General features: G+C 72.2%; 20 protein-coding genes. 7 read left to right on the plus strand and 13 right to left on the minus strand.

The features are described from left to right. Positions 1-209 precede the first annotated feature (209 nt). The 8 genes from rnc to ACFYMP_RS31625 all read right to left on the minus strand — a co-directional run bounded on the left by rnc (position 210) and on the right by ACFYMP_RS31625 (position 9,107). The gene (gene rnc / locus ACFYMP_RS31590; RefSeq protein ID WP_388864042.1) at positions 210-1,040 is read right to left on the minus strand and encodes a ribonuclease III; all 831 of its coding nucleotides are present in this window, start codon (positions 1,038-1,040) and stop codon (positions 210-212) included. A 20-nt stretch (positions 1,041-1,060) separates the two neighbouring features. Then, positions 1,061-1,234, minus strand: coding sequence for a 50S ribosomal protein L32 (gene rpmF, locus ACFYMP_RS31595; RefSeq protein ID WP_003951102.1), 174 nt, complete (start codon positions 1,232-1,234; stop codon positions 1,061-1,063). A gap of 2 nt (positions 1,235-1,236) precedes the next feature. After that, on the minus strand, positions 1,237-1,884 hold the full coding sequence (locus ACFYMP_RS31600) for a YceD family protein (protein WP_388864088.1): 648 nt from the start codon (positions 1,882-1,884) through the stop codon (positions 1,237-1,239). 223 nt (positions 1,885-2,107) lie between these two features. After that, positions 2,108-3,250 (minus strand): cell division initiation protein, encoded by a 1,143-nt coding sequence (locus ACFYMP_RS31605; RefSeq protein WP_388864044.1) that lies wholly within the window; start codon positions 3,248-3,250, stop codon positions 2,108-2,110. Positions 3,251-3,380: 130 nt separating this feature from the next. Then, complete coding sequence (coaD, locus tag ACFYMP_RS31610) at positions 3,381-3,860, minus strand: pantetheine-phosphate adenylyltransferase (RefSeq protein ID WP_388864090.1); 480 nt, start codon at positions 3,858-3,860, stop codon at positions 3,381-3,383. Positions 3,861-3,886: 26 nt separating this feature from the next. Then, entirely contained in the window at positions 3,887-4,474 is a 588-nt protein-coding gene (gene rsmD / locus ACFYMP_RS31615; protein ID WP_388864046.1) for a 16S rRNA (guanine(966)-N(2))-methyltransferase RsmD, read from the minus strand. 256 nt (positions 4,475-4,730) lie between these two features. Next, entirely contained in the window at positions 4,731-6,887 is a 2,157-nt protein-coding gene (gene recG / locus ACFYMP_RS31620; protein WP_388864092.1) for an ATP-dependent DNA helicase RecG, read from the minus strand. A 402-nt stretch (positions 6,888-7,289) separates the two neighbouring features. After that, positions 7,290-9,107 (minus strand): DAK2 domain-containing protein, encoded by a 1,818-nt coding sequence (locus ACFYMP_RS31625; protein ID WP_388864048.1) that lies wholly within the window; start codon positions 9,105-9,107, stop codon positions 7,290-7,292. Positions 9,108-9,359: 252 nt separating this feature from the next. Between ACFYMP_RS31625 and rpmB the strand changes: the two genes are divergently transcribed. The 3 genes from rpmB (at position 9,360) to ACFYMP_RS31640 (ending at position 14,489) form a co-directional block, all read left to right on the plus strand. Then, positions 9,360-9,545 carry a 50S ribosomal protein L28 gene (gene rpmB, locus ACFYMP_RS31630; protein WP_015036441.1) on the plus strand — a complete coding sequence of 62 codons (186 nt, stop codon included), beginning with the start codon at positions 9,360-9,362 and terminating at the stop codon, positions 9,543-9,545. A 332-nt stretch (positions 9,546-9,877) separates the two neighbouring features. Then, on the plus strand, positions 9,878-13,057 hold the full coding sequence (locus ACFYMP_RS31635) for a BTAD domain-containing putative transcriptional regulator (RefSeq protein ID WP_388864051.1): 3,180 nt from the start codon (positions 9,878-9,880) through the stop codon (positions 13,055-13,057). Between the two features lie 55 nt (positions 13,058-13,112). Beyond that, entirely contained in the window at positions 13,113-14,489 is a 1,377-nt protein-coding gene (locus ACFYMP_RS31640; RefSeq protein WP_388864053.1) for an FAD-dependent monooxygenase, read from the plus strand. Positions 14,490-14,819: 330 nt separating this feature from the next. On the opposite strand, the gene thiD is transcribed toward ACFYMP_RS31640, so the two are convergent. Both thiD and ACFYMP_RS31650 read right to left on the minus strand, forming a co-directional pair. Continuing rightward, on the minus strand, positions 14,820-15,623 hold the full coding sequence (thiD, locus tag ACFYMP_RS31645) for a bifunctional hydroxymethylpyrimidine kinase/phosphomethylpyrimidine kinase (protein WP_388864055.1): 804 nt from the start codon (positions 15,621-15,623) through the stop codon (positions 14,820-14,822). Between the two features lie 114 nt (positions 15,624-15,737). After that, positions 15,738-16,730 carry a thiamine-phosphate kinase gene (locus ACFYMP_RS31650; RefSeq protein ID WP_388864057.1) on the minus strand — a complete coding sequence of 331 codons (993 nt, stop codon included), beginning with the start codon at positions 16,728-16,730 and terminating at the stop codon, positions 15,738-15,740. A 221-nt stretch (positions 16,731-16,951) separates the two neighbouring features. On the opposite strand from ACFYMP_RS31650, the gene ACFYMP_RS31655 reads away from it, so the two are divergent. Beyond that, positions 16,952-17,185 (plus strand): Lrp/AsnC ligand binding domain-containing protein, encoded by a 234-nt coding sequence (locus ACFYMP_RS31655; protein ID WP_388864059.1) that lies wholly within the window; start codon positions 16,952-16,954, stop codon positions 17,183-17,185. 21 nt (positions 17,186-17,206) lie between these two features. Beyond that, entirely contained in the window at positions 17,207-17,692 is a 486-nt protein-coding gene (locus ACFYMP_RS31660) for a DUF3515 domain-containing protein (protein WP_388864061.1), read from the plus strand. An 83-nt stretch (positions 17,693-17,775) separates the two neighbouring features. On the opposite strand, the gene ACFYMP_RS31665 is transcribed toward ACFYMP_RS31660, so the two are convergent. The 3 genes from ACFYMP_RS31665 to ACFYMP_RS31675 form a co-directional block, all read right to left on the minus strand. Continuing rightward, positions 17,776-18,945 (minus strand): D-alanine--D-alanine ligase family protein, encoded by a 1,170-nt coding sequence (locus ACFYMP_RS31665; protein ID WP_388864063.1) that lies wholly within the window; start codon positions 18,943-18,945, stop codon positions 17,776-17,778. 428 nt (positions 18,946-19,373) lie between these two features. Then, complete coding sequence (locus tag ACFYMP_RS31670) at positions 19,374-20,384, minus strand: NAD(P)H-dependent glycerol-3-phosphate dehydrogenase (protein WP_388864094.1); 1,011 nt, start codon at positions 20,382-20,384, stop codon at positions 19,374-19,376. A gap of 8 nt (positions 20,385-20,392) precedes the next feature. Continuing rightward, positions 20,393-21,229 carry a lysophospholipid acyltransferase family protein gene (locus ACFYMP_RS31675; protein WP_388864065.1) on the minus strand — a complete coding sequence of 279 codons (837 nt, stop codon included), beginning with the start codon at positions 21,227-21,229 and terminating at the stop codon, positions 20,393-20,395. A gap of 200 nt (positions 21,230-21,429) precedes the next feature. On the opposite strand from ACFYMP_RS31675, the gene cofC reads away from it, so the two are divergent. Then, the gene (cofC, locus tag ACFYMP_RS31680; protein WP_388864067.1) at positions 21,430-22,164 is read left to right on the plus strand and encodes a 2-phospho-L-lactate guanylyltransferase; all 735 of its coding nucleotides are present in this window, start codon (positions 21,430-21,432) and stop codon (positions 22,162-22,164) included. Positions 22,165-22,323: 159 nt separating this feature from the next. After that, complete coding sequence (locus ACFYMP_RS31685; RefSeq protein WP_388864069.1) at positions 22,324-22,527, plus strand: hypothetical protein; 204 nt, start codon at positions 22,324-22,326, stop codon at positions 22,525-22,527. Positions 22,528-22,616: the final 89 nt, after the last annotated feature.

Consider the following 22,616-nt stretch of genomic DNA (forward strand, 5'->3'; position numbering starts at 1 on the left):
GCAGGGGGGGGGGGGGGGCGGGCGGCTGGGGGGCGCCGGGGGGGGGGGGGGCGGGCGGGGCCCCGCCCGGGGGGGGGTTGGGGGGGGGGGCCCCCCCCCGGCCCGCCCCCCCGGGGCCCGCCCCGTGCGACCGGGGCGGGGACGGTCGACGCCCCCGTCCCGGGGGCCGTGGATACGGTCCCGGGGCGGGGGCGTCGATCGCGTTGCGGTCAGGCGGAAGCGGAGCCGTCGTCCGGGGCGACAGCGGTGGGCTGTTCCCCCTGGGCGGCGGCCTGCGCGGCGCGTTCGTCCGCCGCGGCGCGAATGGAGCGCCAGGCGGTTTCGGCGGCCTGCTGTTCCGCTTCCTTCTTGCTGCGGCCGGTGCCGGTGCCGTACGAGACGCCTCCGACGCGGGCGGCAGCAGTGAAGGTCTTCTCGTGGTCCGGGCCGGTCTCCGTCACGAGGTACTCGGGGACACCGAGCCCCTCGGTGGCGGTGAGTTCCTGGAGGCTGGTCTTCCAGTCCAGTCCGGCGCCGAGGCCCGCCGACTTCTCGATGAGCGGGTCGAAGAGCCGGTGCACCAGCTCGGACGCCGTCTCCAGGCCCTGGTCGAGATAGACCGCGCCGATCACGGCTTCCAGCGTGTCGGCGAGGATGGATGCCTTGTCCCTGCCACCCGTACCCTCTTCACCCCGGCCGAGCCGGATGAAGGCACCGAGGTCGAGCCCGCGGCTGACCTCGGCCAGCGCGCGAGAGTTGACCACCGCGGCCCGCAGTTTGGCCAGCTGGCCCTCGGGCAGGTCGGGGTGGGTGCGGTAGAGCGTGTCGGTGACCACCAGGCCGAGCACGGAGTCCCCGAGGAACTCCAGCCGCTCGTTGGTGGGCAGCCCGCCGTTCTCGTACGCGTACGAACGGTGGGTGAGCGCGCGCACCAGAAGGGCGGACTCGAGGTGGTACCCGAGCCGCCCTTCCAGAAGCGTGTGGGACGAGGCCGCGGTGTCCGCCGAGGCGCCCCCGCCTGCTCGGGGCGCTTTCTTCTTGGCGTTGGACAGTTCAGTCATCGGCCTTCTCACCTACCGCGTCAGACTTCGAGAACCTGGCGCTTGTTGTAGGTGCCGCAGCTGGGGCACGCGATGTGCTGCTGCTTGGGCTCGTGGCAGCGCTCGCACGCAACCAGGGTGGGGACCGCAGCCTTCCACTGCGACCGGCGGTGGCGCGTGTTGCTGCGCGACATCTTCCGCTTCGGAACAGCCACGGCTACTTCTCCTGCTTCTCGTCGGCGCCTGCTTCAGCGCCGCTCAGCTCGTCCTTCTCGCCGTCCGAGGTGGTCTCGGCGAGTCCCTGCAATGCCGCCCAACGGATGTCGACGGCGTCATGGTGGTGGTCCGGGTCGTCCGCGAGCCGCTCTCCACACGTGGAGCACAGGCCCGGACAGTCTTCCCGGCACACCGGCTGCAGCGGCAGTGCGAGCACCACCGCGTCACGCAGCACGGGTTCGAGGTCGAACATGCCGTCCTCAAGGGGGGTGATGTCCTCGTCCTCTTCGGACTCCTCGTCGGGCGCCGCCGTACGACGGCGTCGTTCCTCGGCTTCCGGGTACGAGAACATCTCCTGGAAATCCGCGTCGAGCTCGCGCTTGAGCGGTTCCAGACACCTTACGCACTCCCCTTCGGCCGATGCACGGGCGGTACCCGTGACCAGCACACCGTCCATGACGGATTCGAGGCGGAGGTCGATCTCCACCGGGGAGCCTTCCGGTACGGCGATGACGCCTTCGATACCGAAGACGGCGTCGCCACCGGGCGCCTGGATCGTCCGGGAGAGCCGCTGGAGCGCACCAGGACGTCGGCCCAGCTCGTGCGTGTCGAACACGAGGGGGTTGCGGTGGTCGAGGCGGGCGTTCAGAACTTTCCCTGCTTTCCAGATCCTGGGTTCGTGACGGGCCGGCTCACGCGCCGTACGGGACGGTGCGGGCAGCCTGGATCGCGGAGGTACACACGACCGGAGAACCAGGGTACTGGAGCCTACGCGATCGGCCCAATCGGTCCTCGGCGGGGTGACCCGAGCCGGTGGCAGCGGCCCGTCCGGAGCGCCTCCCGTCCCGGTCGGCACCCCGCCGGCACGAGCCCTACCGACCCTGCTCGTAGGCGCGCAGCTGCTCCGCGCTGATCATGGTCGTGTCGAAGAGGCTGGTCTCGTCGAGTGCCGCCGACTCCTGGGCGCGGGCGTACTGCTCGTGCGTCCCGTACGGATCCGTCTGCTGCGGGTAGCCGTAGGCGGCCTGCTGCGCGGCGTACGGGTCGGTCTGCTGGGGGTATCCGTACGGGTCCTGCTGCGCCCCGTAGGGATCGGGTTGCTGCTGATAGCCGTACGGGTCCTGCTGCTGGTACCCGTAGGGGTCCTGCTGGGCGGCGTAGGGCTGCTGGGCGGGGATCTGCGGCATCTCGGCCGGCGGGGCGGGGAGCGCGGCGGGCACCGGGGCGGGCAGGGGCTCTCCGACGGGGGCGGGCTCCGTCGCGGCCGGCTGCCGCACGGCGGGCGCGTCCGAGAGCACGGCGAGGTCGGCGAGGTAGTCGGCGTCGTTCGTGAACTGCCGGCCACCGCCCTCGGCGGAGAGCGCTCCCAGCTCGTCGGTGGCGACCCGGCCGTGCAGCTTGTCGCGGCCGCGGCCGACGGCCTCCAGCGTCTTCGCGAGCACCGCCTCGAAGGCGCCCAGCTTGGCGTCCACGTAGTCGTCTGCGCGGCCGCGGAGCGTCTCGGGGTCCTCGCTGCGCTCCGGCGCCTCCGTGTAGTCGGAGTCCTCGAAGCCCTGCTCGTCGACGCCGGCACCGGTGCCGAGCAGTTTCTCGCGGCCCCGGCCGACGGAGCCGAGGGTCTTGGTGAGGACGACCTCGAAGTTGGCCAGCTTGCTGTCGACGTAGTCCTCCGCCTCGGCCCGCATCTCCTCCGCCTCGCGGCGCGCGTCCTCCAGGATGCGGTCGGCCTCGCTCTGGGACTGACGGGCGACCGCGGTGTCCGAGATCAGCGAGCCCCGCTCGTCGTGCGCGCTCTTGATGATCCGCTCGGCCTCGCGCCGGGCCTCCTCGACCATCTGGTGCCGGTCCCCGATCACTTCCTGCGCCTGGGCGAGGGAGCCGGGCAGGGCCTCGCGCACCTCCTGGAGGAGGGCGAGCAACTCGGCGCGGTTGACCACGCAGGAGGCCGACATGGGCATCGACCGGGCACCGTTGACGGTGTTGACGATCTCATCGAGCTTCTTCTGCACGTCCACCGTGTGCTCGCCACTCTCTTGACTGATGGGGAGACGGACGGGACGACTGTACGACCAGAGCCGTCCGGGAGAACAGCGGGTGATGCCCCGTCAGCTCGGACGGGCCCGGTTCGGGCGGTTGGGGCGGTTTTCAGCCGTCGGCCAGGCGCCGGGCGAGCGCCTCGTTCACGACCGGGGGCAGCAGGTGCGTGACGTCGCCGCCCCACTTCGCGACCTCCTTGACGAGGGAGGAGGACAGGAAGCTGTACGTGGGGTTGGTCGGGACGAACAGCGTCTCGACGCCCGAGAGACCGTTGTTCATCTGCGCCATCTGCAGTTCGTAGTCGAAGTCGCTGACGGCGCGCAGGCCCTTGACGATGGCGGGGATGTCGCGCTGCTTGCAGAAGTCGACGAGGAGCCCGTGGAAGGACTCGACCTCGACGTTGCCGAAGTCTGCGGTCACCTCGCGGATCAGCCCGATCCGCTCGTCGACCGTGAACAGGCCCTTCTTGGACTGGTTGATCATCACCGCGACGTGCACCACGTCGTAGAGCTTGGACGCGCGGGCGATGATGTCGAGATGACCGTTGGTGATCGGGTCGAAGGACCCAGGACAGACGGCGCGGCGCAACGTGATCCCCTCGCTCTGCGGTCGATTCATGGTGCGTTTTCGCACGTGGAGGCGGCGCGACCGTACCAAAAGGTGCCCTCGCCGTAGCGGCGGGCCCTCAGGGCTTCGAACCCCTCCGGCCAGGCGAATTCCCCGCCTCTGGTGCTGCGCTCCACGGTGACCAGTGCCTCGTCGGCGAGCCAGCCCCGGGTACGGAGTGTGACCAGGATCTCCCGGAGTTCGGCGTCGGTGACGGCGTACGGCGGGTCGAGGAAGACGAGATCGTACGGCTCTCCGGGGGCCTGTCCCGCCGCGATCTGTCCCGCTTTGCCCGCTCTGACCTCCGCGCCGGGCAGCCCGAGGCTCCGGACGTTGTCGCGGATGGTGCGCACGGCGCGCGGATCGGAGTCGGCGAGCAGGCTGTGGCCCGCTCCTCGGGACAGAGCTTCGAGCCCCACGGCTCCGGAACCGCCGTACAGGTCCAGGACCCGTTCGCCCCGCAGCGCGCCGCCGAGCAGCGACTCCCAGGTGGAGAACAGCCCCTCGCGCGCGCGTTCGGAGGTGGGACGGGTGCCGTTGCCCGGCGGTACGGACAGGCGGCGTCCGCCGGCCGTACCGGCGATCACGCGGGTCATGGTCTCGCGGTCCTCAGGGTCAGTGGTCGGGCGGGTCAGTGGTGGGTGGGCCGGTGGTCGGGCGGGCCCGTGGTCGGGCGGCCGGGTCGGGAAAGGCGTGGATTCAACCCTAGGCCGTGGGCGGGTGTGCCGCGTACGGGAGAGGCGACGGCTCGCTCGTGCGCGGGCAGCCGGCGTCCGGCCCCCGGCCCCCGGCGTCCGGCCAGGGGGGCGCCGGGCCGGGCGTGGGAGCGCCCACGTACCGCGCGCCCAGGGGTCACCCCTTGTCCAGGTAGCTTTCCCGTTCCTCGTCCAGGAGGGCGTCGAGGGTGGTGCGCAGCGCGGGCAAGCGGGTCAGGTCCGGGTCCTCGGCGACGACGGCGGCGGCCTCCTCCCGTGCCTGCGCGATGATCTCCTCGTCCTCGATGACGGCGAGCATCCGCAACGAGGAACGGACCCCGGACTGGGCCTGGCCGAGGACGTCGCCCTCGCGGCGCTGTTCGAGGTCGATCCGGGAGAGTTCGAAACCGTCGAGGGTGGCGGCGACGGCGCCGAGACGGGCACGGGCCGGGGCGGCCTCCGGCATGTCCGTCACCAGCAGGCACAGCCCCGGCGCGGAGCCGCGCCCGACCCGGCCGCGCAGCTGGTGCAGCTGGGAGACGCCGAAGCGGTCGGCGTCCATGATCACCATGGCGGTGGCGTTGGGCACGTTGACGCCGACCTCGATGACGGTGGTGGCGACGAGCACGTCGAGTTCTCCGGCGGCGAAGCGGCGCATGACGGCGTCCTTCCCCTCCGGTCCTTCGGGCGCCATCCGTCCGTGCAGGATGCCGATGCGCAGTCCCGCGAGGGGGCCGGCGGCCAGACCCCGCGCCACGTCGAGTACGGCGAGAGGTGGGCGCTTCTCGCCGTCCGGGCCCTCGGCGTCGCCCGAGTCCTTCACCTTCCCGGTCTTCTTCTTCGCCCCTTCCTCCTCGTCACCGATGCGGGGGCACACGACGTACGCCTGATGGCCGCCGCTGACCTCCTCGCGCACCCGCTCCCAGGCGCGCGCGAGGAAGTGGGGTTTGTCCTGCGCGGGGACGACGTGGGTCGCGATGGGCGAACGGCCGGCGGGGAGCTGGTCGAGGACGGAGGTCTCCAAGTCGCCGAAGACGGTCATGGCGACGGTGCGCGGGATGGGGGTCGCCGTCATGACCAGCAGATGCGGTGTCTGTTTGCCCTTGGAGCGCAGGGCGTCGCGCTGTTCGACGCCGAACCGGTGCTGCTCGTCGACCACGACGAGGCCCAGGTCGTCGAACTGCACCGTGTCCTCGATGAGGGCGTGCGTGCCGATGACGATGCCCGCCTGCCCCGTGGCGAGGTCGAGCAGGACCTTGCGGCGCGCGGCGGTGTTCATCGAGCCGGTGAGGAGCACCACTTCGGTGCCCAGGGAGGAGCCGCCGAGCATGCCGCCCTCGGCGAGGTCGCCCATCATCTCCGTGATGGAGCGGTGGTGCTGCTGCGCGAGCACCTCCGTGGGGGCGAGCATCGCCGCCTGGCCGCCTGCGTCGACCACGGCGAGCATGGCGCGCAGCGCGACCATGGTCTTGCCGGAGCCGACCTCTCCCTGGAGCAGTCGGTGCATGGGGTGTTCGGTCGCCAGGTCGTCGAAGATCTCCTTCGAGACCTTCCGCTGCCCCTCGGTGAGGGTGAACGGGAGCCGCGCGTCGAAGGCGGTGAGCAGCCCGTCGGGAGCGGGCCTGCGGGCGACGGCGGGGAGTTGGGCGTCCGCGTACCGGCGCCGGGCCAGGGCGACCTGGAGGACGAACGCCTCGTCCCACTTGAGTCGGTCGCGCGCGGACTGCACGTCGGCCTTGGTGTGCGGCCGGTGGATCTTCAGGAGCGCTTCGGGCAGCGGGATCAGGCCCCGTCCCTCGCGCAGGCTCGGCGGCAGGGGGTCCTGGGCCTCCTGGGCGCTGGGCAGCACCGCGTCGACGGCCTTGGCGATCTTCCAGGACTCCAGTTTGGCGGTCGCCGGGTAGAGCGGCAGCAGGCTGCCGGCCCAGGAGCCCGCCGCCTCCTCCTCATCACTGTCAGCGCGCAGCAGCTCGTAGGCGGGATGGGCGAGCTGCAGCTTGCGGTTGAAAACGGAGACCTTGCCCGCGAACATCGCCCGGGTGCCGGGCAGCAGGTCCTGATGCGGTTTGTGCACCCCGCGCCCGAAGAAGACGAGTTGCAGCCGGCCGCTGCCGTCGGTGATGGTGACCTCCAGCCGCTTTCCACGCCCTCCGTTGAAGGTCAGGACGCGGGCGTCGGCGACCTGGGCGACCACGGTGACGTGCTCGTCGAGCGGCAGCTCCGCGAGCCGGGTCAGCTCACCGCGTTCGGCGTAGCGCCGCGGGTAGTGGTGCAACAGGTCGCCGACCGTGTGCAGGCCGAGGTGTTCGGCCATCACCTTGGCGGTGGGCGGGCCGATCACTTTCTTCAGGGGTTCGTCGAGCGAGGGCACCAGACCATTGCACACCACGCCACTGACAGTGACGTCCCCACCCGCCGCCGTGGCGCCGGCGTCGCCACCGGTGGACGGCACGCACTGCCGGTGGACGGCACGCACCGCCCGAGGACCGCGCGCACCGCCCCGTGGATATGCCACGGGGCGCTGGTCCGTAGAGGCAACAGCGAGGTTGCCTGTGCCATGAGGCCGACCGTGGCGGAGCCCTGGCGGCTGCCCCGTCGCATGTGCCACGAGGCCGACACGGCTGGCGTCGGGCCCAGTCCCCGCGCCCCGTCGCCTATGCCACGTCGCGGGCGCCTCGCAGCCCGCGACCGCTCCAGCCCACCACTCCCACCCCGCCTACTCCACTCCGATGAGAAGAAGAACCGAGTTCCGGCCCCCGTCGTAGACGACCGTGTCGACGGCCAGGTGATGTTTCCTGACGTGCTCCTCCAGGCGGCCGGGCAGGTCCTCCGCGGCGTCCTCACCGAGGACGAGCGTCACCATCTCCCCACCTGCCGCGAGCATCCGGTCGAGGACCGTACGCGCCGTTTCGGCGACATCGTCACCGATGACCGCGACGTCTCCGTCGATAAGCCCCAGGACGTCGCCCGCCTGGCAGATTCCGGCGGAGGTCCAGGACTGATGCTCGGCCACGGCGAGTTCGGCGTACCGCGTCGCTCCCGCCGCCGCGGTCATGGCGACCACGTCCTCGTCGAAGCGGCGCTCACGCTCGTGCACGGCGAGCGCGGCGATGCCCTGCACGGGCGAGCGCGTGGGGATCACCGACACACGTACTCCGAGCCGGCGCGCGTCCTCCGCGGCCGCCGACGCCGTGTGGCGCAGGGCGGCGTCGTTCGGCAGGAGGACGACCTCGTGGGCGTGCGCCCGTCGTACGGCTTCGGCGAGTTCGCCGCTGCCGGGTAGCTCTCCGGGGCGGGCCGGCACCGTGGTCGCCCCTGCCTCGGCATACAGCTCCGCGAGGCCGGCACCGGGAACCACGGCGACGATGCCGCGTGGCGCCCGCTCGCCTCTGGGGGCGACGGGGGTTTTGGCGACGTGCGCCTCGGCGGAGAAGTGGGTGATACGGATACGGTGCGGCCGGCCGGCCTCGATGCCCGCCTCGACGGCCGCTCCCGCGTCGTCGACGTGCACGTGGACGCTCCAGAGACCGTCACCGCCCACGACGACGAGGGAGTCCCCGAGGCCGTCGAGGCGCCGGCGGAGACGCTCCACGGCGGCGTCCTCGGCGTCGAGCAGGTAGATCACCTCGTAGCCCGGTCCCGTCCCGTCCCAGCGCGGGGTGTCCGCCTCGCAGGTCGCGGCCACGGTTTCCGGGGCGGGGGCCTGCTGGGGAGCGCGTTCCTGCCAGCGAGCGGGGCGCAGCGGTATGCCACCGCCCACGGCGCCCCCGCCGAGGACCTCCACGAGGGCGCCGAGAACGGTCAGCAGCCCCCGGCCGCCCGCGTCCACCACCCCGGCCCGGCCGAGCGTGGCGAGCTGACCGGGCGTCGCGGCCAGGGCGGTGCGCGCCCCGTCGTACGCCGCGCGGGCGACGGACAGGCAGTCACCCTCGGAAGGGGCACAGGCGTCGGCGGCCGCCGTGGCGACGGTCAGCACGGTGCCCTCGACGGGATGAGCCACCGCCTGGTAGGCGGAGCGGGCCGCGGTGCGCAGCGCGAGACTCAGTCGCGCGCCGTCCGCGACGTGGCATGTGCCACGTCGCGAGGCGGCGAGGGCGGCGGACCCGTCCGCGGGCCCCGTGCCGGCAGCCGCACCGTCCAGCAGCTCCGGCTCCTCGGCGAGCACCTGTGCCATGCCGCGCAGCAGCTGGGCGAGGATCGTGCCGGAGTTGCCGCGCGCCCCGACCAGCGCACCGTGCGCCATCCCGCGCACGGTCTCCGCGAGCGACGGCGCGGACGGTGCGGCGGCGGGAGCGCCGTCCGCGGTGGCCGGCCGGGCGGCGGAGTCGCTCTCGTGCGCGCGGAACAGGGCCTCGACGGTCTGCGCGGCGGCTTCCATCGTCAGGTAGAGGTTGGTCCCGGTGTCACCGTCCGCGACCGGATAGACGTTGATGGAGTCGATCTCCTCGCGGGCCCGGCCCAACGCGTCGAGCGACGTCACGCACCACGCACGCACGGTGGCGGCGTCGAGAACCCGCCCCTCCTTCTCGGGCACCAGGGGCCTCCTTGAGCAGCCGGAATGAACGCAGCGTAGTCGCCGCTCGCGGGCCGGGGCCGCGAAGGCGAGGGACGGGGCCCCGGGCGTTCATGGTAGTTTCGTAGAGCGGGAGTGGCCGTTGTATGCTGCTCCGGTTGCCCGATGAGAATCGGGCCATTCCCCCCGGCAACGCCAGTCAGGCACTTTCCGTCTCTGATCCCGGCCTGCCGGGATTCACCGTAAGTGCATCTGAAGTCTTTGGAGTGACCCGTGGCTGCCAACTGCGACGTCTGCGGCAAGGGGCCGGGCTTCGGCAACAACATTTCGCACTCGCACCGCCGTACGCCTCGTCGCTGGAATCCCAACATCCAGCGCGTGCGTGCCGTGGTCGGTCGGACGCCGAAGCGGCTCAACGTCTGCACCTCGTGCATCAAGGCCGGCAAGGTCTCGCGCTAAGCGAGGTCCCCTCGCTCCGGCGGGGACGACCCGGTCTCGCGCTGACGTATGCCGGCGCGGCCACCTGGCTGGTTGCTGTGAGAGCCGGTCCGCCTTCGGGCGGGCCGGCTCTTACGTATGCCGAAAGATACGGGTACCAAGGGGACTGGGGCCCGTGCTCACGAGGCCGGGCGGTGCGCCGGTACCGTTCGGGCGTCGGCTGTCTGTGCGGCTGTGCGCCGTCCGCCGCCGGTCCTTGCCAGAATCGGCGGGTGCGTACTTCGTCCGGGCCTGCATGTGGGAGGTCCACCGTCGTCCAGTTCGGTGTTCTGGGGCCGCTGAGCCTGTACTCCGTGGACGGCACGCCCCTGGACCCCGGCGGGCCCCGGCCGCGCGCCCTGCTGACCCTCCTGCTGGTGGAAGCCGGGCGTCTGGTGTCGACCGGGCGCCTCCTGCGCGGCGTGTACGGTGCCGAGCCGCCGGCCGGGGCTGTGAACGCGCTCCAGTCGCAGGTCTCGCGGCTGCGCCGCCGTATCGCTCCCACCGGGGCCCGTATCGAGGGGACGTCCTCCGGATACCGGCTGCTCCTCGGTGACGTGGGGGCGGTGGACGCGCACGCGTTCGCTCGGCTGGTCACGCGGGGGCGGCGGGAACTCGAAGCGGGGAACGGGGTGGCAGCCGCGGCGTCGCTGCGATCCGCCCTCGCGCTCTGGCGCGGGGAGGCCCTGCCGGATTTGCCCCAACTCACCGAACACGTCGCGCGCCTTGAGGAACTGCGTCGTACGGCACTCGTCTGCCGGGTCGAGGCCGACCTGCTCTGCGGCGCGGCTGCGGACGTCGTCCCTGAGCTGCGGGCGCTGCTCACGCAACACCCCGTGGACGAACGACTTCACCTTCTGCTGATGCGGGCCTTGCGGGACACGGGGCAGCCCGCCGAGGCGCTGGGGGTGTTCGAGGAGGCGCGGCGGCGTCTGGCTGAGCGGCTCGGCACCGATCCGTCACCGGAGCTCGCCGCGCTGCACGCCGAACTGTTGCGTACGGCGCCGGCCGGGCCCATGGAGTTGCCGCTGACGGGGCTGCCGGAGCAACTGACGCGTTTCGTCGGGCGTGAGGAGGAGCTGTCCGCCCTGACCGCGCTGCTGGCGGAAGAGCGGCTCGTCACCCTGACGGGACCGGGCGGTGCGGGCAAGACCCGGCTCGCGACGGAGGCGGCGCGCCGCCAGCGGCTGCCGGTCTGCCTGGTGGAGTGCGCACCGCTGCGCGACGGGGCGCAGATACCGTACGCGGTGCTGACGGCGCTCGGGGTCCGCGACGGTTTCCGGGCGCCCCGCGGCGATGTCACGGGGCGCCTGTTGTCGGCACTGCGCGACCGTTCCCTGCTGCTCGTGATGGACAACTGCGAGCACCTCCTGGACGACGCGGCGCGCTGTGTGGCGGGGATCCTGGCGCAGTGTCCGGGGATGCGCGTGCTCACCACCAGCAGGGAGGCGCTGGGCATCACCGGCGAGGTCGTACGCCCCGTCCCTCCGCTGCCGCAAGCCGCCGCCGTACGGCTGTTCCGGGAACGGGCCGCCGCGGTGCGCCCCGCTGCCGGGACGTGGGGCACGGGGCGCCCCGACGACGGCGCGGTCCGCGCGGCCAGGGACGCTGGCTGGGATCACGCCGGCGACGGCGCCGGAACGGGGCACGAGGGCGAGGACATGGCCTCCGCCATCTGTTCGGTCCTGGACGGTCTGCCGCTGGCCATCGAGCTCGCGGCGGCGCGTCTGCGCAGTCTGACCCCGCAGGAGCTCGCGGAGCGGCTCTCGGACCGGTTCCACGTGCTGTCGCGCGGCGACCGGACCAAGCCGGCGCGGCACCGCACACTGCGCGCGGTCGTCGAGTGGAGCTGGGACCTGCTGAGCGCGGAGGAGCAGGCTTTGGCCCGCGCCCTGTCCGTCTTCGCGGACGGGGCGCGGGCCGAGGCGGTCACGGCCGTGTGCCCGGTGCCGGGAAGCGCCGACCTGCTGGACGCGCTGGTCGAGAAGTCCTTCGTGGACGTCGCCGGTGGACGTTACCGGATGCTGGAGACCGTGCGGGCCTTCTGCGCCGAACGGGCGGCGGACCGAGGCGAGACGGGGCGGCTGCGCGACGCACACGCCGCGTTCTTCCAGCGGACGGCCGAGGAGGCCGAACCGCTGCTGCGCGGCTCCGGTCAGCTTCCCCTGCTCGACCGGCTGGCCGCGGAGCGCGCCGACCTCGACGCCGCTCTCGGGCATCTGGTCGCGCAGCGTCCCCGGGCGGCACTGCGGATGATGGCGGCCCTGTCGTGGTTCTGGCGGTTGCGGGGGCTGTACGCGCAGCAGGCGTCCACGGCGCGGCGGCTTCTCGCGGCCGTCGGGGACGTACCCCCGACGGGGCTGGAGGAGGAGTACGTACTGTGCCTCCTCAACACGCTCGGCGAGCACCCGGACGCGGCGGGGGAACGGCAGGTCCTCGGCAGGATCGACACCGTCCTCTCGACGGCCGAGGCGCCTTTGCGTTTCCCGTTCGTCGCGGTCCTCCAGTCCTTCGCCCTGGGGCCCCGTCCGCGCACGGACCAGCGCGTCGTGCGCCTGCTGAGCGGCACTCCGTGGGCCTCGGCTCTTCTTCTGCTCGGCTCGGGATACCTGGAGTGGCTCGCTGGGCGGCCGGGGCCCGCGGAGGCGTCGTTCGCCCGGTCCCTGGACTCCTTCCGTGTCACGGGGGACCGCTGGGGCATGGCCAACTGCCTCGACATGCTGGCCCTCTTCGCGGACTGGGACGGAGACCGCGGGCGGGCGCTCGCGCTCCTCGACGAGGCGCTGCGGCATGTGCGGGACCTTGGGGCCCAGGAGGAGATCGCGGACGTACTGATGCGGCGCGCGTCCGTCGTGCTCCACGGTGGGGACCTCCCGGCCACGCGGGCCGACCTTCTCCGGGCCGACGAGCTGTACCGGGCCGCCGGGCTCCCGGACAAGCCCGCGGCAGCTCTGCGGGGCCTCGGCGACGTCGCGCGGCTCGCGGGCGACACAAGGGCCGCCAAGAAGCGCTACGAGGCCGCCAGGGACTCCCTCTCGGGAAGCTGGTACAGCGCGGGCGAAGACGTCCGCGCCCTGCTGGGACTGGGGTGGACGGCGTTGGCGGAGAACGACCTGGGAGCAGCGCGGAAGTGGACGGAGCTGGCGCGGCAGCGCGCCGCCTCGGCGGAGGACCGTGGTGCCCTCGCCGATGTCCACGAGGCGCTCGCCGCGCTGTGCGTCGTCGCGAGCACCGGGACGGACGGACAGGCCGTGGCGGACCGCAAAACGGGGCACGGGGCCGTGGGTACGGGTCGGCCCGGACGCCGTGAGTCCTCGCTCCGTGCCGCGGAGCTGCTGGGCGCCGCACAGGAGCTGCGCGGGGCGTCGCCCGACGTTGAGCCCCTGGTCGTCCGGGCCCGGACGTGGGTGCGCGCCGAACTCGGCGGGGCGGCGTACGACGCGGCTGTCGAGAGCGGCAGAAGAGCAGCGACGGCCGCGTTCCCGCGACGGTAAGGACCGGTCAGCGAACGGTAAGCGGACGGTAGAGGACAGGCGGCACTCTCCTCGCATGACTGATGCGCGCACTTCCCCGCACGACAGCGAACCCGAGCCCGTCCACGACACCGGCAACACCCCTAGCCCAGGCACCCGCACCGGCACCGGCACCGGCACCGGCACCGGCCACCACGGTCACAGCGGCTCGCACCGCTCGCGCCTCGGGCGGGCGGGACGGTCCGCCCCGTTGGCCGGTGTACGCGTCCTGGTGTCGGGCGCGAGCGTCGCGGGCCCCGCCACGGCCCTGTGGCTGGACCGCTACGGCGCGGAGGTCACGGTGGTGGAGAAGGCCCCCGCGCTGCGCACGGGCGGCTTCGCCGTGGACTTCCGGGGCTCCGTGCACCGTAAGGTCCTGCGCGCCATGGGTATCTGGGAGGAGGTGCACGCGCGTCAGACCGCGATGGGCCGCCAGAGCGTGGTCGACGCCTCGGGGAGGGTGCGGGTTGATCTGCCGGCCGAGTTCATGAGCGGAGACGTCGAGATCTTCCGCGGTGACCTGGCGCAGATCATGTACGAACGGACACGCCACCGGGTGCGCTACGTCTTCGGCGACTCCATCGCGGCCTTGCGGGAGGACGAGGCGGGCGTCGACGTCACGTTCGACCACGCCCCCTCTTCGCGGTACGACCTCGTCGTCGGCGCGGACGGACTCCATTCCCACACCCGCGGGCTCGTGCTGGGTGCCGAGGAGCGCTTCCTCCGCTTCGGCGGCTATTACGTGGCGGGGTTCGACGTCCCCAATCACCTGGGGCTGGACCGCTCGGCCCGGATGTACAGCGAGCCGGGCCGCACCGTGCTCCTCAGCAACTACGACGGCGATCCGGAACGGGGCGGCGCCGCCCTGGTGTTCGCCTCCGCGCCGTTGTCGTACGACCGTCATGACGTGGCGGCGCAGAAGCGCGTCCTCCTGGAGCGGTTCGCCGGTATGGGCTGGGAGACGCCGAAGGTGCTGAGTGCGCTGGAGTCGGCCGGTGACCTCTACTTCGACGCGCTGTCCCAGTGCCACGTGGACCGTCTCTCACAAGGCCGGGTCGTGCTGGTCGGTGACGCGGGATACGGGGCCACGATGGGCGGCATGGGGACGGGCACCGCCCTGGTGTGCGCCTACGTACTGGCCGGTGAGCTGGCGACGGCGGCCGGCGACCACAGGTCGGCCTTCGCGGCGTACGAGGCGGCGGTGACGCGCTTCGCGAGGGGCTGCCAGAAGTCCGCGGGCAACGCGGGCCCGTTCTTCGCTCCCGCGACCGAGGCGAGGATTCGCAGCAGGGACCGCATGTACCGACTGCTGAGTTCCCGCGCCGTCGCCGGAGTCTTCCGGTATCTCACCCTGCGGGCCGCGCAGAACATCCGGCTGAAGGACTACGAGGGGGCCGGCACCCTCGCGCCGTAGCCTCGGGTGCCCCGCTTCGGCCCGCCACGGCGGAGAGCGGGGCCACCGCGCGTGTGCCGGGAACCGGGCACGCCGACGAGCCGCGTCCTCCCCGCGACCACGCCGCGCCGGTGAGCTACGCCCTGGGAGTGATCGTGACCGGCACGGAGCCGGTGAGCTACGCCCTGGGAGTGACCGTGACCAGCACGGAGCCGTGGGCTACGCCCTGTCGGTGACCTACGCCGAACGGGTGACGTGATCTCCCCCACGGGGCCACGTCCCCGTCCCCCTCACGGCGTAGTGCGCGGCTCCCCTCCGCCCCTCTGCGCCCCGTCCACGCCGCACGCGCGCCTACTCCCCCGACCGCTCCCGGAACCGCCACCCGTGGTCCACCGGGCCGATGCCGGCGCCGAGCGGGAAGCCGGCGGCGATGGCGCCGGTCACGTAGTCCTTCGCGGCGCGCACCGCGTCGGGAACGGTGCGGCCGAGTGCGAGATGGGAGGCGATCGCGGAGGCCAGGGTGCAGCCGGTGCCGTGGGTGTGGCGGTTGTCGAGGCGCGGCGCGCTGAGCCAGTGTTCCTCGGTGCCGTCGGTGAGGAGGTCGACCGCCTCCCCGGGAAGGTGGCCGCCCTTGATGAGGGCCCAGCGAGGCCCGTGGGCCAGGATCGCTCGGGCGGCTTCGGGCAGGTCCTCGGGGCGGGCGACGTGGACGCCGGTCAGCTGGGCGACCTCGTCGAGGTTCGGGGTGGCCACCGTCGCGACGGGCAGCAGTTTCGTCCGCACGGAGTCGAGGGCCTCGGCGGCGAGGAGGGCGTCACCGTGCTTGGAGACGCCGACCGGGTCCACCACGGCCGGCGCGTCGGTCTCGGCGAGAAGGGCCGCGACGGTTTCGACCAGCGCCGCCGACGACAGCATTCCGGTCTTGACGGCCTGCACCCCGATGTCGTCGACGACGCTGCGGTACTGCGCCCGCACCGCCTCCTCGGGAAGTTCCCACGCGCCGTGTACACCGAGGGAGTTCTGAGCGGTGACGGCGGTGAGAACGCTCATGCCGTGCACGCCCAGGGCCAGCATCGTCTTCAGATCGGCCTGAATTCCGGCGCCGCCGCCGGAGTCGGAACCTGCGACGGTCAGGACGCGCGGAGGTATGTGCATACGCACGAATCTACCGGCCGCGCGTCAACCCGCCACAGCGGCCACGGCGTCCGCACAGTCCACGCCAACGCCGCGAGGCGGAAGGAGGTGCCCCCTCGGCTCGCGTCGCGCCCCTCACGCTTCTGCCGGGGTCTCGATGCCGTCGTCGCCGGTGTCGCCGAAGTGGTCCCAGCCGCCGGCTCGGGTCCACGGGGCGCCGTCGACCGTCACTCCGGGGCGGGCCGAGGGGTTGAGCACCTCGCCGATGACCTTCCACCGCGCGGGGAGCTTCACCTCGGCGGGGAAGGTCGCGACGATGGCGTGGTCCTCGCCGCCGGTGAGCACCCACTGCAAGGGGTCGACGCCGACGGCCTGGCCGATGTCGTTCATCTGGGAGGGGACGTCGACCTTCCCGGACACGATGTTGATGCGCACGTTGCTCGCCTCGGCGATGTGCCCGAGGTCGGCGATGAGCCCGTCGCTGACATCGGTCATCGAGGTGGCTCCGAGCCCGGCCGCTGCGGGCCCCGCGTGGTACGGGGGCTCGGGGCGGCGGTGCGCCTCGACGAAGGCGCGCGGCGAGCGGAATCCCCGCGAGAGGACCGCGTGGCCGGCCGCGGACCAGCCGAGCCAGCCGGTGACGGCGACGACGTCGCCGGGCCGGGCGCCGGAACGGACGACGGGCTCATGGCTGCGGAGGTCACCGAGCGCGGTGATGGCGACGGTGATGGTGTCGCCCCGTACGAGGTCGCCACCGACGACGGCGGCGCCGGCGACCTGGCACTCGTCGCGCAGTCCGTCCATGAGCTCGGTGGGCCACGTGGCGGGGAGTTCGGCGGGGACGACGAGACCGAGCAGGAGCGCGGTGGGTACGGCGCCCATCGCGGCGATGTCGGCGAGGTTCTGTGCGGCGGCCTTGCGCCCCACGTCGTAGGCGGTGGACCAGTCGCGCCGGAAGTGCCGCCCCTCCAAGAGGACGTCGGTACTCGCGACGACACGGCGGTCGGGGGCGGCGATCACGGCGGCGTCGTCCCCCGGGCCGAGCCGCACGGCCGGTGTCGTGGTGAGTCGCGAGGTCATCTCCCGGATGAGCCCGAACTCTCCCAGTTCCCCCACAGTGCCCTTCATCCTCGTGCCCCTTCTGCGCCGTTGCGCTTGCGGTCGCGCGCCGTCTTCCCCATAGCTACCGTCAAGTCGTACGTGAACTTCCGCGTGCCGTACCCCTCCGGGACGCCGTCGGGCACCGTACCGGCGCCACCACCGCCCCGGGTCTCCCCGTGGTGAGCGACGACGCGATAACGTGGCGTCCCCTTTCCCCCCATGATCCTCATGGCCGCCCTGGAGGTTCCGTGGTACAGGCGTACATTCTGATTCAGACGGAGGTCGGCAAGTCGTCCGCCGTCGCCGAGGTCATCAGTGGCTTCTCCGGTGTCATACAAGCCCAGGACGTCACCGGTCCCTACGACGTGATCGTGCGGGCCGAGGCGGACACGGTGGACGATCTGGGCCGCATGATCGTCGCCAAAGTCCAGCAGGTGGAGGGCATCACCCGTACTTTGACCTGCCCCGTCGTCCATCTTTAACCCCCGTCTACGCTGGGCCGCGTGAACATCTCTGTGCTCCGGCGTCTCACCGGTCCCGCTGTGCTGGTGTCCTTGTGCGCTGCCGTCGGTTGTTCCTCGACGAACGGCACGGCGAAGGCGGCGGTTCCGTCCCCGGGCACGGCCGCGACCGCGTTGTGCCGGAAGCTGGACGACCAGCTGCCGGACAAGGTGAACGGGCTCAGCAGGAACGATCCCGAGCCGCAGTCCGAACTGACCGCGGGGTGGGGCGACCCGGCGATCATACTTCGCTGCGGCGTGCCCCGCCCTGCGGAGATGAACGACCCCGACGCCGACGGGGCGGAGGTCGACGGAGTCGGCTGGAACGTCTTCGAGAAGGGCGACGGTTCGTACCGTGTGACGACGGTGCTGCGCGCCGCGTACGTCGAGGTGAGCATCCCCAAGTCCCGCGTCAAGGACGGCCTCGCGCCCCTCACCGACCTCGCCGGGCCGATCTCCCGGACGATCCCCAAAGGCATCGCCGACTGAGCACGGGGCGGCCCACCGGACCGCCCCGTGTCGTTTCTCCACGGCCCGGACCGGTCACAAAGCCGCCCTGGTCGCGGTACGGGTCAGCGCAGCCCGGTCGAACGGCTGAGGGCGGCCTGGAGGAGCCGGTCGACCAGCTCGCCGTAGCCGACGCCGCTCTTCTCCCACATCTGCGGGTACATGGAGATGGGCGTGAACCCCGGCATCGTGTTGATCTCGTTGATGACGAATCCCTCGTCGGTGAGGAAGAAGTCGGCGCGGACGATGCCTTCGCACGAGGTCGCCTCGAAGGCGGCGACGGCCAGCCGCTGCACCTCGGCCGTCTCCTCGGGCGTCAGCGGCGCGGGCACGATCCCCGAGGCCGAGTCGATGTACTTGGCCTCGAAGTCGTAGTACGCGTGGTCGGTGACGGGGGGGATCTCGGCGGGCAGGCTGGCCCTGGGCCCGTCCTCGAACTCCAGGACGCCGCACTCGATCTCGCGGCCCCTCAGCAGGGACTCGACCAGGAACTTCGGGTCGTGGCGCCGCGCCTCCTCGATGGCCTCGTCGAGGTCTTCGAAGCCGTCGACCTTGCTGATGCCCATGGACGAACCGCCCCGGGCGGGCTTCACGAACAGCGGCCAGCCGTGGTCGGCGGCGAAGTCGACGATGCGGCGCCGCGCGTCGGCCGGGTCGCTCTCCCATTCCCTGGGGCGGATCACCAGATACGGCCCCACGGGCAGGCCGAAGGAGGTGAAGACGCGCTTCATGTACTCCTTGTCCTGGCCGACGGCCGAAGCGAGCACTCCGGCACCGACGTAGGGCGTGCCCGACAGTTCGAGCAGACCCTGGAGCGTGCCGTCCTCGCCGTACGGACCGTGCAGCATCGGGAAGACGACGTCGACTTCCCCGAGCGCCTTGGGCACGGAGCCGGGCTCGCTGTAGACGACCTCACGGCTGCTGGGGTCAAGCGGGAGCACGACACTGCCCTCCGCCCCCTCGGCGAGCTGCTCGACGCTCGGCATGGAGCGGTCGGTGATGCCCATACGCTCCGGAGCGTCCGCGGTGAGGGCCCAACGGCCGTCCGTGGTGATGCCGATGGGCAGCACGTCGTACTTCTCGCGGTCGATGGCGTTCAGTACGGCTCCGGCGGTGACGACGGAGACGCCGTGCTCCGAGCTGCGGCCACCGAAGACGACGGCCACACGCGGCTTGCGCGGCTCCCCTCCGCCGGCGGGGGGAACAGGGCTCTGGGAGAGGTTCTGGCTGCTCATATCGCGTTGAGCGTACCTGCTGGTAGGCCCCGCGTCAGCGTCCGGAGGGAACGATCCGCCCGGTCCGCCCGTACGGCGGTCCGTCCCCCGCGCTCCGGCCACACGGGGCCCACGAGCGGGAGGTTGGCGGGTGGGGCCGTCGCGCACCGTGGCATATGCGACGGTGCCCGGCTACCGCCCCCTCCAGTGGGCCCCCTGGCATATGCGACGGGGCCGGAAGGCGGACCTAGTCAGCGCGCACCGTGGCATATGCGACGGTGCCCGGCTACCGCCCCCTCCGGTGGGCCCCTTGGCATATGCGACGGTGCGCAGGCCCCCCTTAGGCCCCGTGGCATATGCGACGGGGCCCATAAAAACGGCGCTCATGAAAAATGAGCCCCCGGCCCCAGCCCCAGCCCCAGCCCCAGCCCCTCCCCCTCCCCTAGCCCTCAGCCCCGCTCCGACTTCGCACTGCGCGACATGAGTTCCTCCAGCGCCACCAGCGGCGCCTTGCCCTCGTGGACGATGCTCACGACGGTCTCGGTGATGGGCATGTCGACGCCGTGCCGTCGGCCGAGGTCGAGTACGGACTCGCAGGACTTGACGCCTTCCGCGGTCTGGTTGGTGACGGCGATCGTCTCCGCGAGGGTCATGCCGCGGCCGAGGTTGGTGCCGAACGTGTGGTTGCGGGACAGCGGGCTGGAGCAGGTCGCGACGAGGTCGCCGAGGCCGGCGAGGCCGGAGAAGGTCATCGGGTCGGCCCCCATGGCCAGGCCGAGACGCGTCGTCTCGGCTAGCCCACGGGTGATGAGGGAGCCCTTTGTGTTGTCACCGAGTCCCATGCCGTCGGCGATGCCGACCGCGAGGCCGATGACGTTCTTGACGGCGCCGCCGAGTTCGCAGCCCACCACGTCGGTGTTGGTGTAGGGCCGGAAGTACGGGGTGTGGCAGGCCCGCTGAAGGCGCCGGGCGACGGACTCGTCCTGGCAGGCGACGACGGCGGCGGCGGGCTGCCTGGCGGCGATCTCCCCGGCGAGGTTGGGCCCGGTGACGACGGCGATGCGCTCGCGCCCGACTTGGGTGGCGTCCTCGATGACCTCGCTCATCCGCATCGCGGAGCCGAGTTCGACCCCCTTCATGAGGGACACGAGCACCGTGTCGGGGCCCAGCGACGGGCTCCACGCGGCCAGGTTCTCCCGGAGGGTCTGCGAAGGCACCACGAGCACCGCGTAGTCGGCGCCGTCGGCGGTCTCGGCCGGGTCGCTGGTGGCGGTGACCCGGTCGGGGAGGGTGACGCCGGGGAGGTAGCCCTCATTGGTGCGGGTGGAGTTGATCGCTTCGGCGACCTCGGGGCGACGGGCCCACATGGAGACGTCGCAGCCCGCGTCGGCGAGGATCATGGCGAAGGCGGTGCCCCAGGAGCCGCTGCCGAAGACGGCGGCCTTCACGGGGCCGTTCACCTGACCTGTCACGTGGTGCTCTCCCCTGTCGTGCTGTTGCTGTGCTGGCGAGTGGCGTTGTCGCCCCGGTCCGCGCCGTCCGGGCCGCCGGCGGCCTTCTTCCTGGCCTCGGCTGCTCTACGGCGCTGTTCTATGCGGACACGGCGCGGGTCGTGGACCACGGCGGGCGCCTTCTCGCCGCGCAGTTCCTCCAGGAGGCGGGTCACCGCGCCCATCAGGACCTCGGTGACTTCCTTGAGGAGTTCGGGCGTCGGGTCCTTGCCGTAGTACGCGGAGAGGTCGACGGGCGGTCCGGCGAGGACCTCCAGGCGCTTGCGCGGGAAGAGCCTGAGCTTCTTCTCCTTGGCGTACGGCGGCATCGCGAGGTTCGCGCCCCACTGGGCGACGGGGATGACCGGGCATCTGGTCTCCAGCGCGACCCGGGCGGCGCCCGTCTTCCCGGTCATGGGCCACATGTCGGGGTCGCGGGTGAGGGTGCCCTCCGGATAGAAGGCGACGCATTCGCCCTTTTCGATCGCGGCGACGGCTCCCCGGAAGGCGTCCAGCGCGTTGGTCGTCTCGCGGTAGACGGGGATCTGGGAGGTGCCACGCATCATCGCGCCGACGAGACCCTTCTTGAAAAGGCCGTCCTTCGCCAGGAAACGCGGGAGCCGACCGGTGTTGTACTGGAAGTGTGCGTACGACAACGGGTCGAGATAGGAATTGTGGTTGACGACGGTAATGAATCCGCCGTCCTGCGGCATGTGCTCCATTCCGCGCCAATCCCGCTGGAAGAGAACCAGCAGCGGCGGTTTCAGCACCACCGCCGCAAAGCGGTACCAGAAGCCGATTTTGCGGCGGGACACGCGGACACCTTCCTGTTCGGACCTGTTCGGACCGGAGTTACGTACTGCGCCTGGCAGGCCGCACAAGTGTGGCCCCAGGTCCCCCGTCTGTCGAGGACACCGTACGCCCGACCTCCGCGCGCGTCCCGGCGGCACAGGGGCCGCGCGGCGTCGGCGTCCGTGTCCGGCGCAGCCCCCGCGCACCGCCGCGACAGGCGACAATGACCGCGATGCACACTCCACCCGAACCGGCCGCCGACCTCCTGTGGACGCTGGTCGTCCCCCTGAAGCCCTTGCCCCGCGCCAAGACGAGACTCGCCGCGGACGTCCCGGCGCCGCTGCGCGAGCGACTCGCGCTGGCGTTCGCCCAGGACACCGTCGCCGTCGCGCTGTCCTGTCCCGAGGTCCTCGATGTGGTGGTCGTCACGGACGACGCCGACGCCGCCGGGGCGCTGCGCTCACTGGGCGCGGGCATCCTCGCGGACCGGCCGGGCGGGGGGCTCAACGCGGCGCTCTCGTACGGTGCGGAGGAGGCCCGCCGTACGCGTCCGCGGGCACCCGTGGCGGCGCTGAACGCGGATCTCCCGGCATTGCGCGTCACCGAATTGTCCCGGGTCCTGAGGAACGCCGGGCATTTCTCGCGCTCTTTTCTCGCTGACGCGGCGGAAACCGGGACCACGTTTCTGGCGGCAGGCCCGGAAACGGAATTGCGTCCGTTGTTCGGCGGCCGGTCCCGGTTCAGGCACCGGGCTTCGGGCGCACGGGAACTGGAACTCCCCGACGTGCCCTCGGCGCGCCAGGACGTGGACACGGCGGACGATCTGCGCGCCGCCCTGGCCCTCGGGGTGGGGCCGTTCACGCGGCGCGTCACCGAACGGCTCCAGGACCGTGGCGGCCCGGCGGGGGCGGACGACCTGCCGAAGGACGACGGGGCGGACTGTCCGGCGGGGGCTTGAGAGACAGGCCGACGGCCCCTCGGCCCCGGGCGGGCCCACCCAGGCCCCCGGCGCGACGTCCGCACCGTCCCCACGCGACCTCCGCCTCGTCCCGGCGCGACGTCCGCACCGTCCCCACGCGGCGTACGGTCCGTCCCACCGCCCCGTTACGCTCGCCCCATGCAGGCAACGGCGTACACCTACGACGCGCAGGACCACACGGGCAGCGTGCTGCTGGACGACGGCACCCCGGTGCCCTTCGACGCGGCGGCCTTCACGGCCGGCGGGCTGCGGCTGCTGCGCCCAGGGCAGCGCGTCAGGATCGAGACGACGGGAGAAGGCCCCTCGCGCCGCATCACCTTGGTGACGCTCCAGACCTTCTGATCGGTCAGACGACGCTCCAGGCCATCTCCTGGTCGGGTCGGCGACGCTCCAGGCCATCTCCTGGCCAGTTCGGCGACGCCCCGGGCTTT

Source organism: Streptomyces sp. NPDC007088 (assembly GCF_042869355.1).
Classification (GTDB): domain Bacteria; phylum Actinomycetota; class Actinomycetes; order Streptomycetales; family Streptomycetaceae; genus Streptomyces.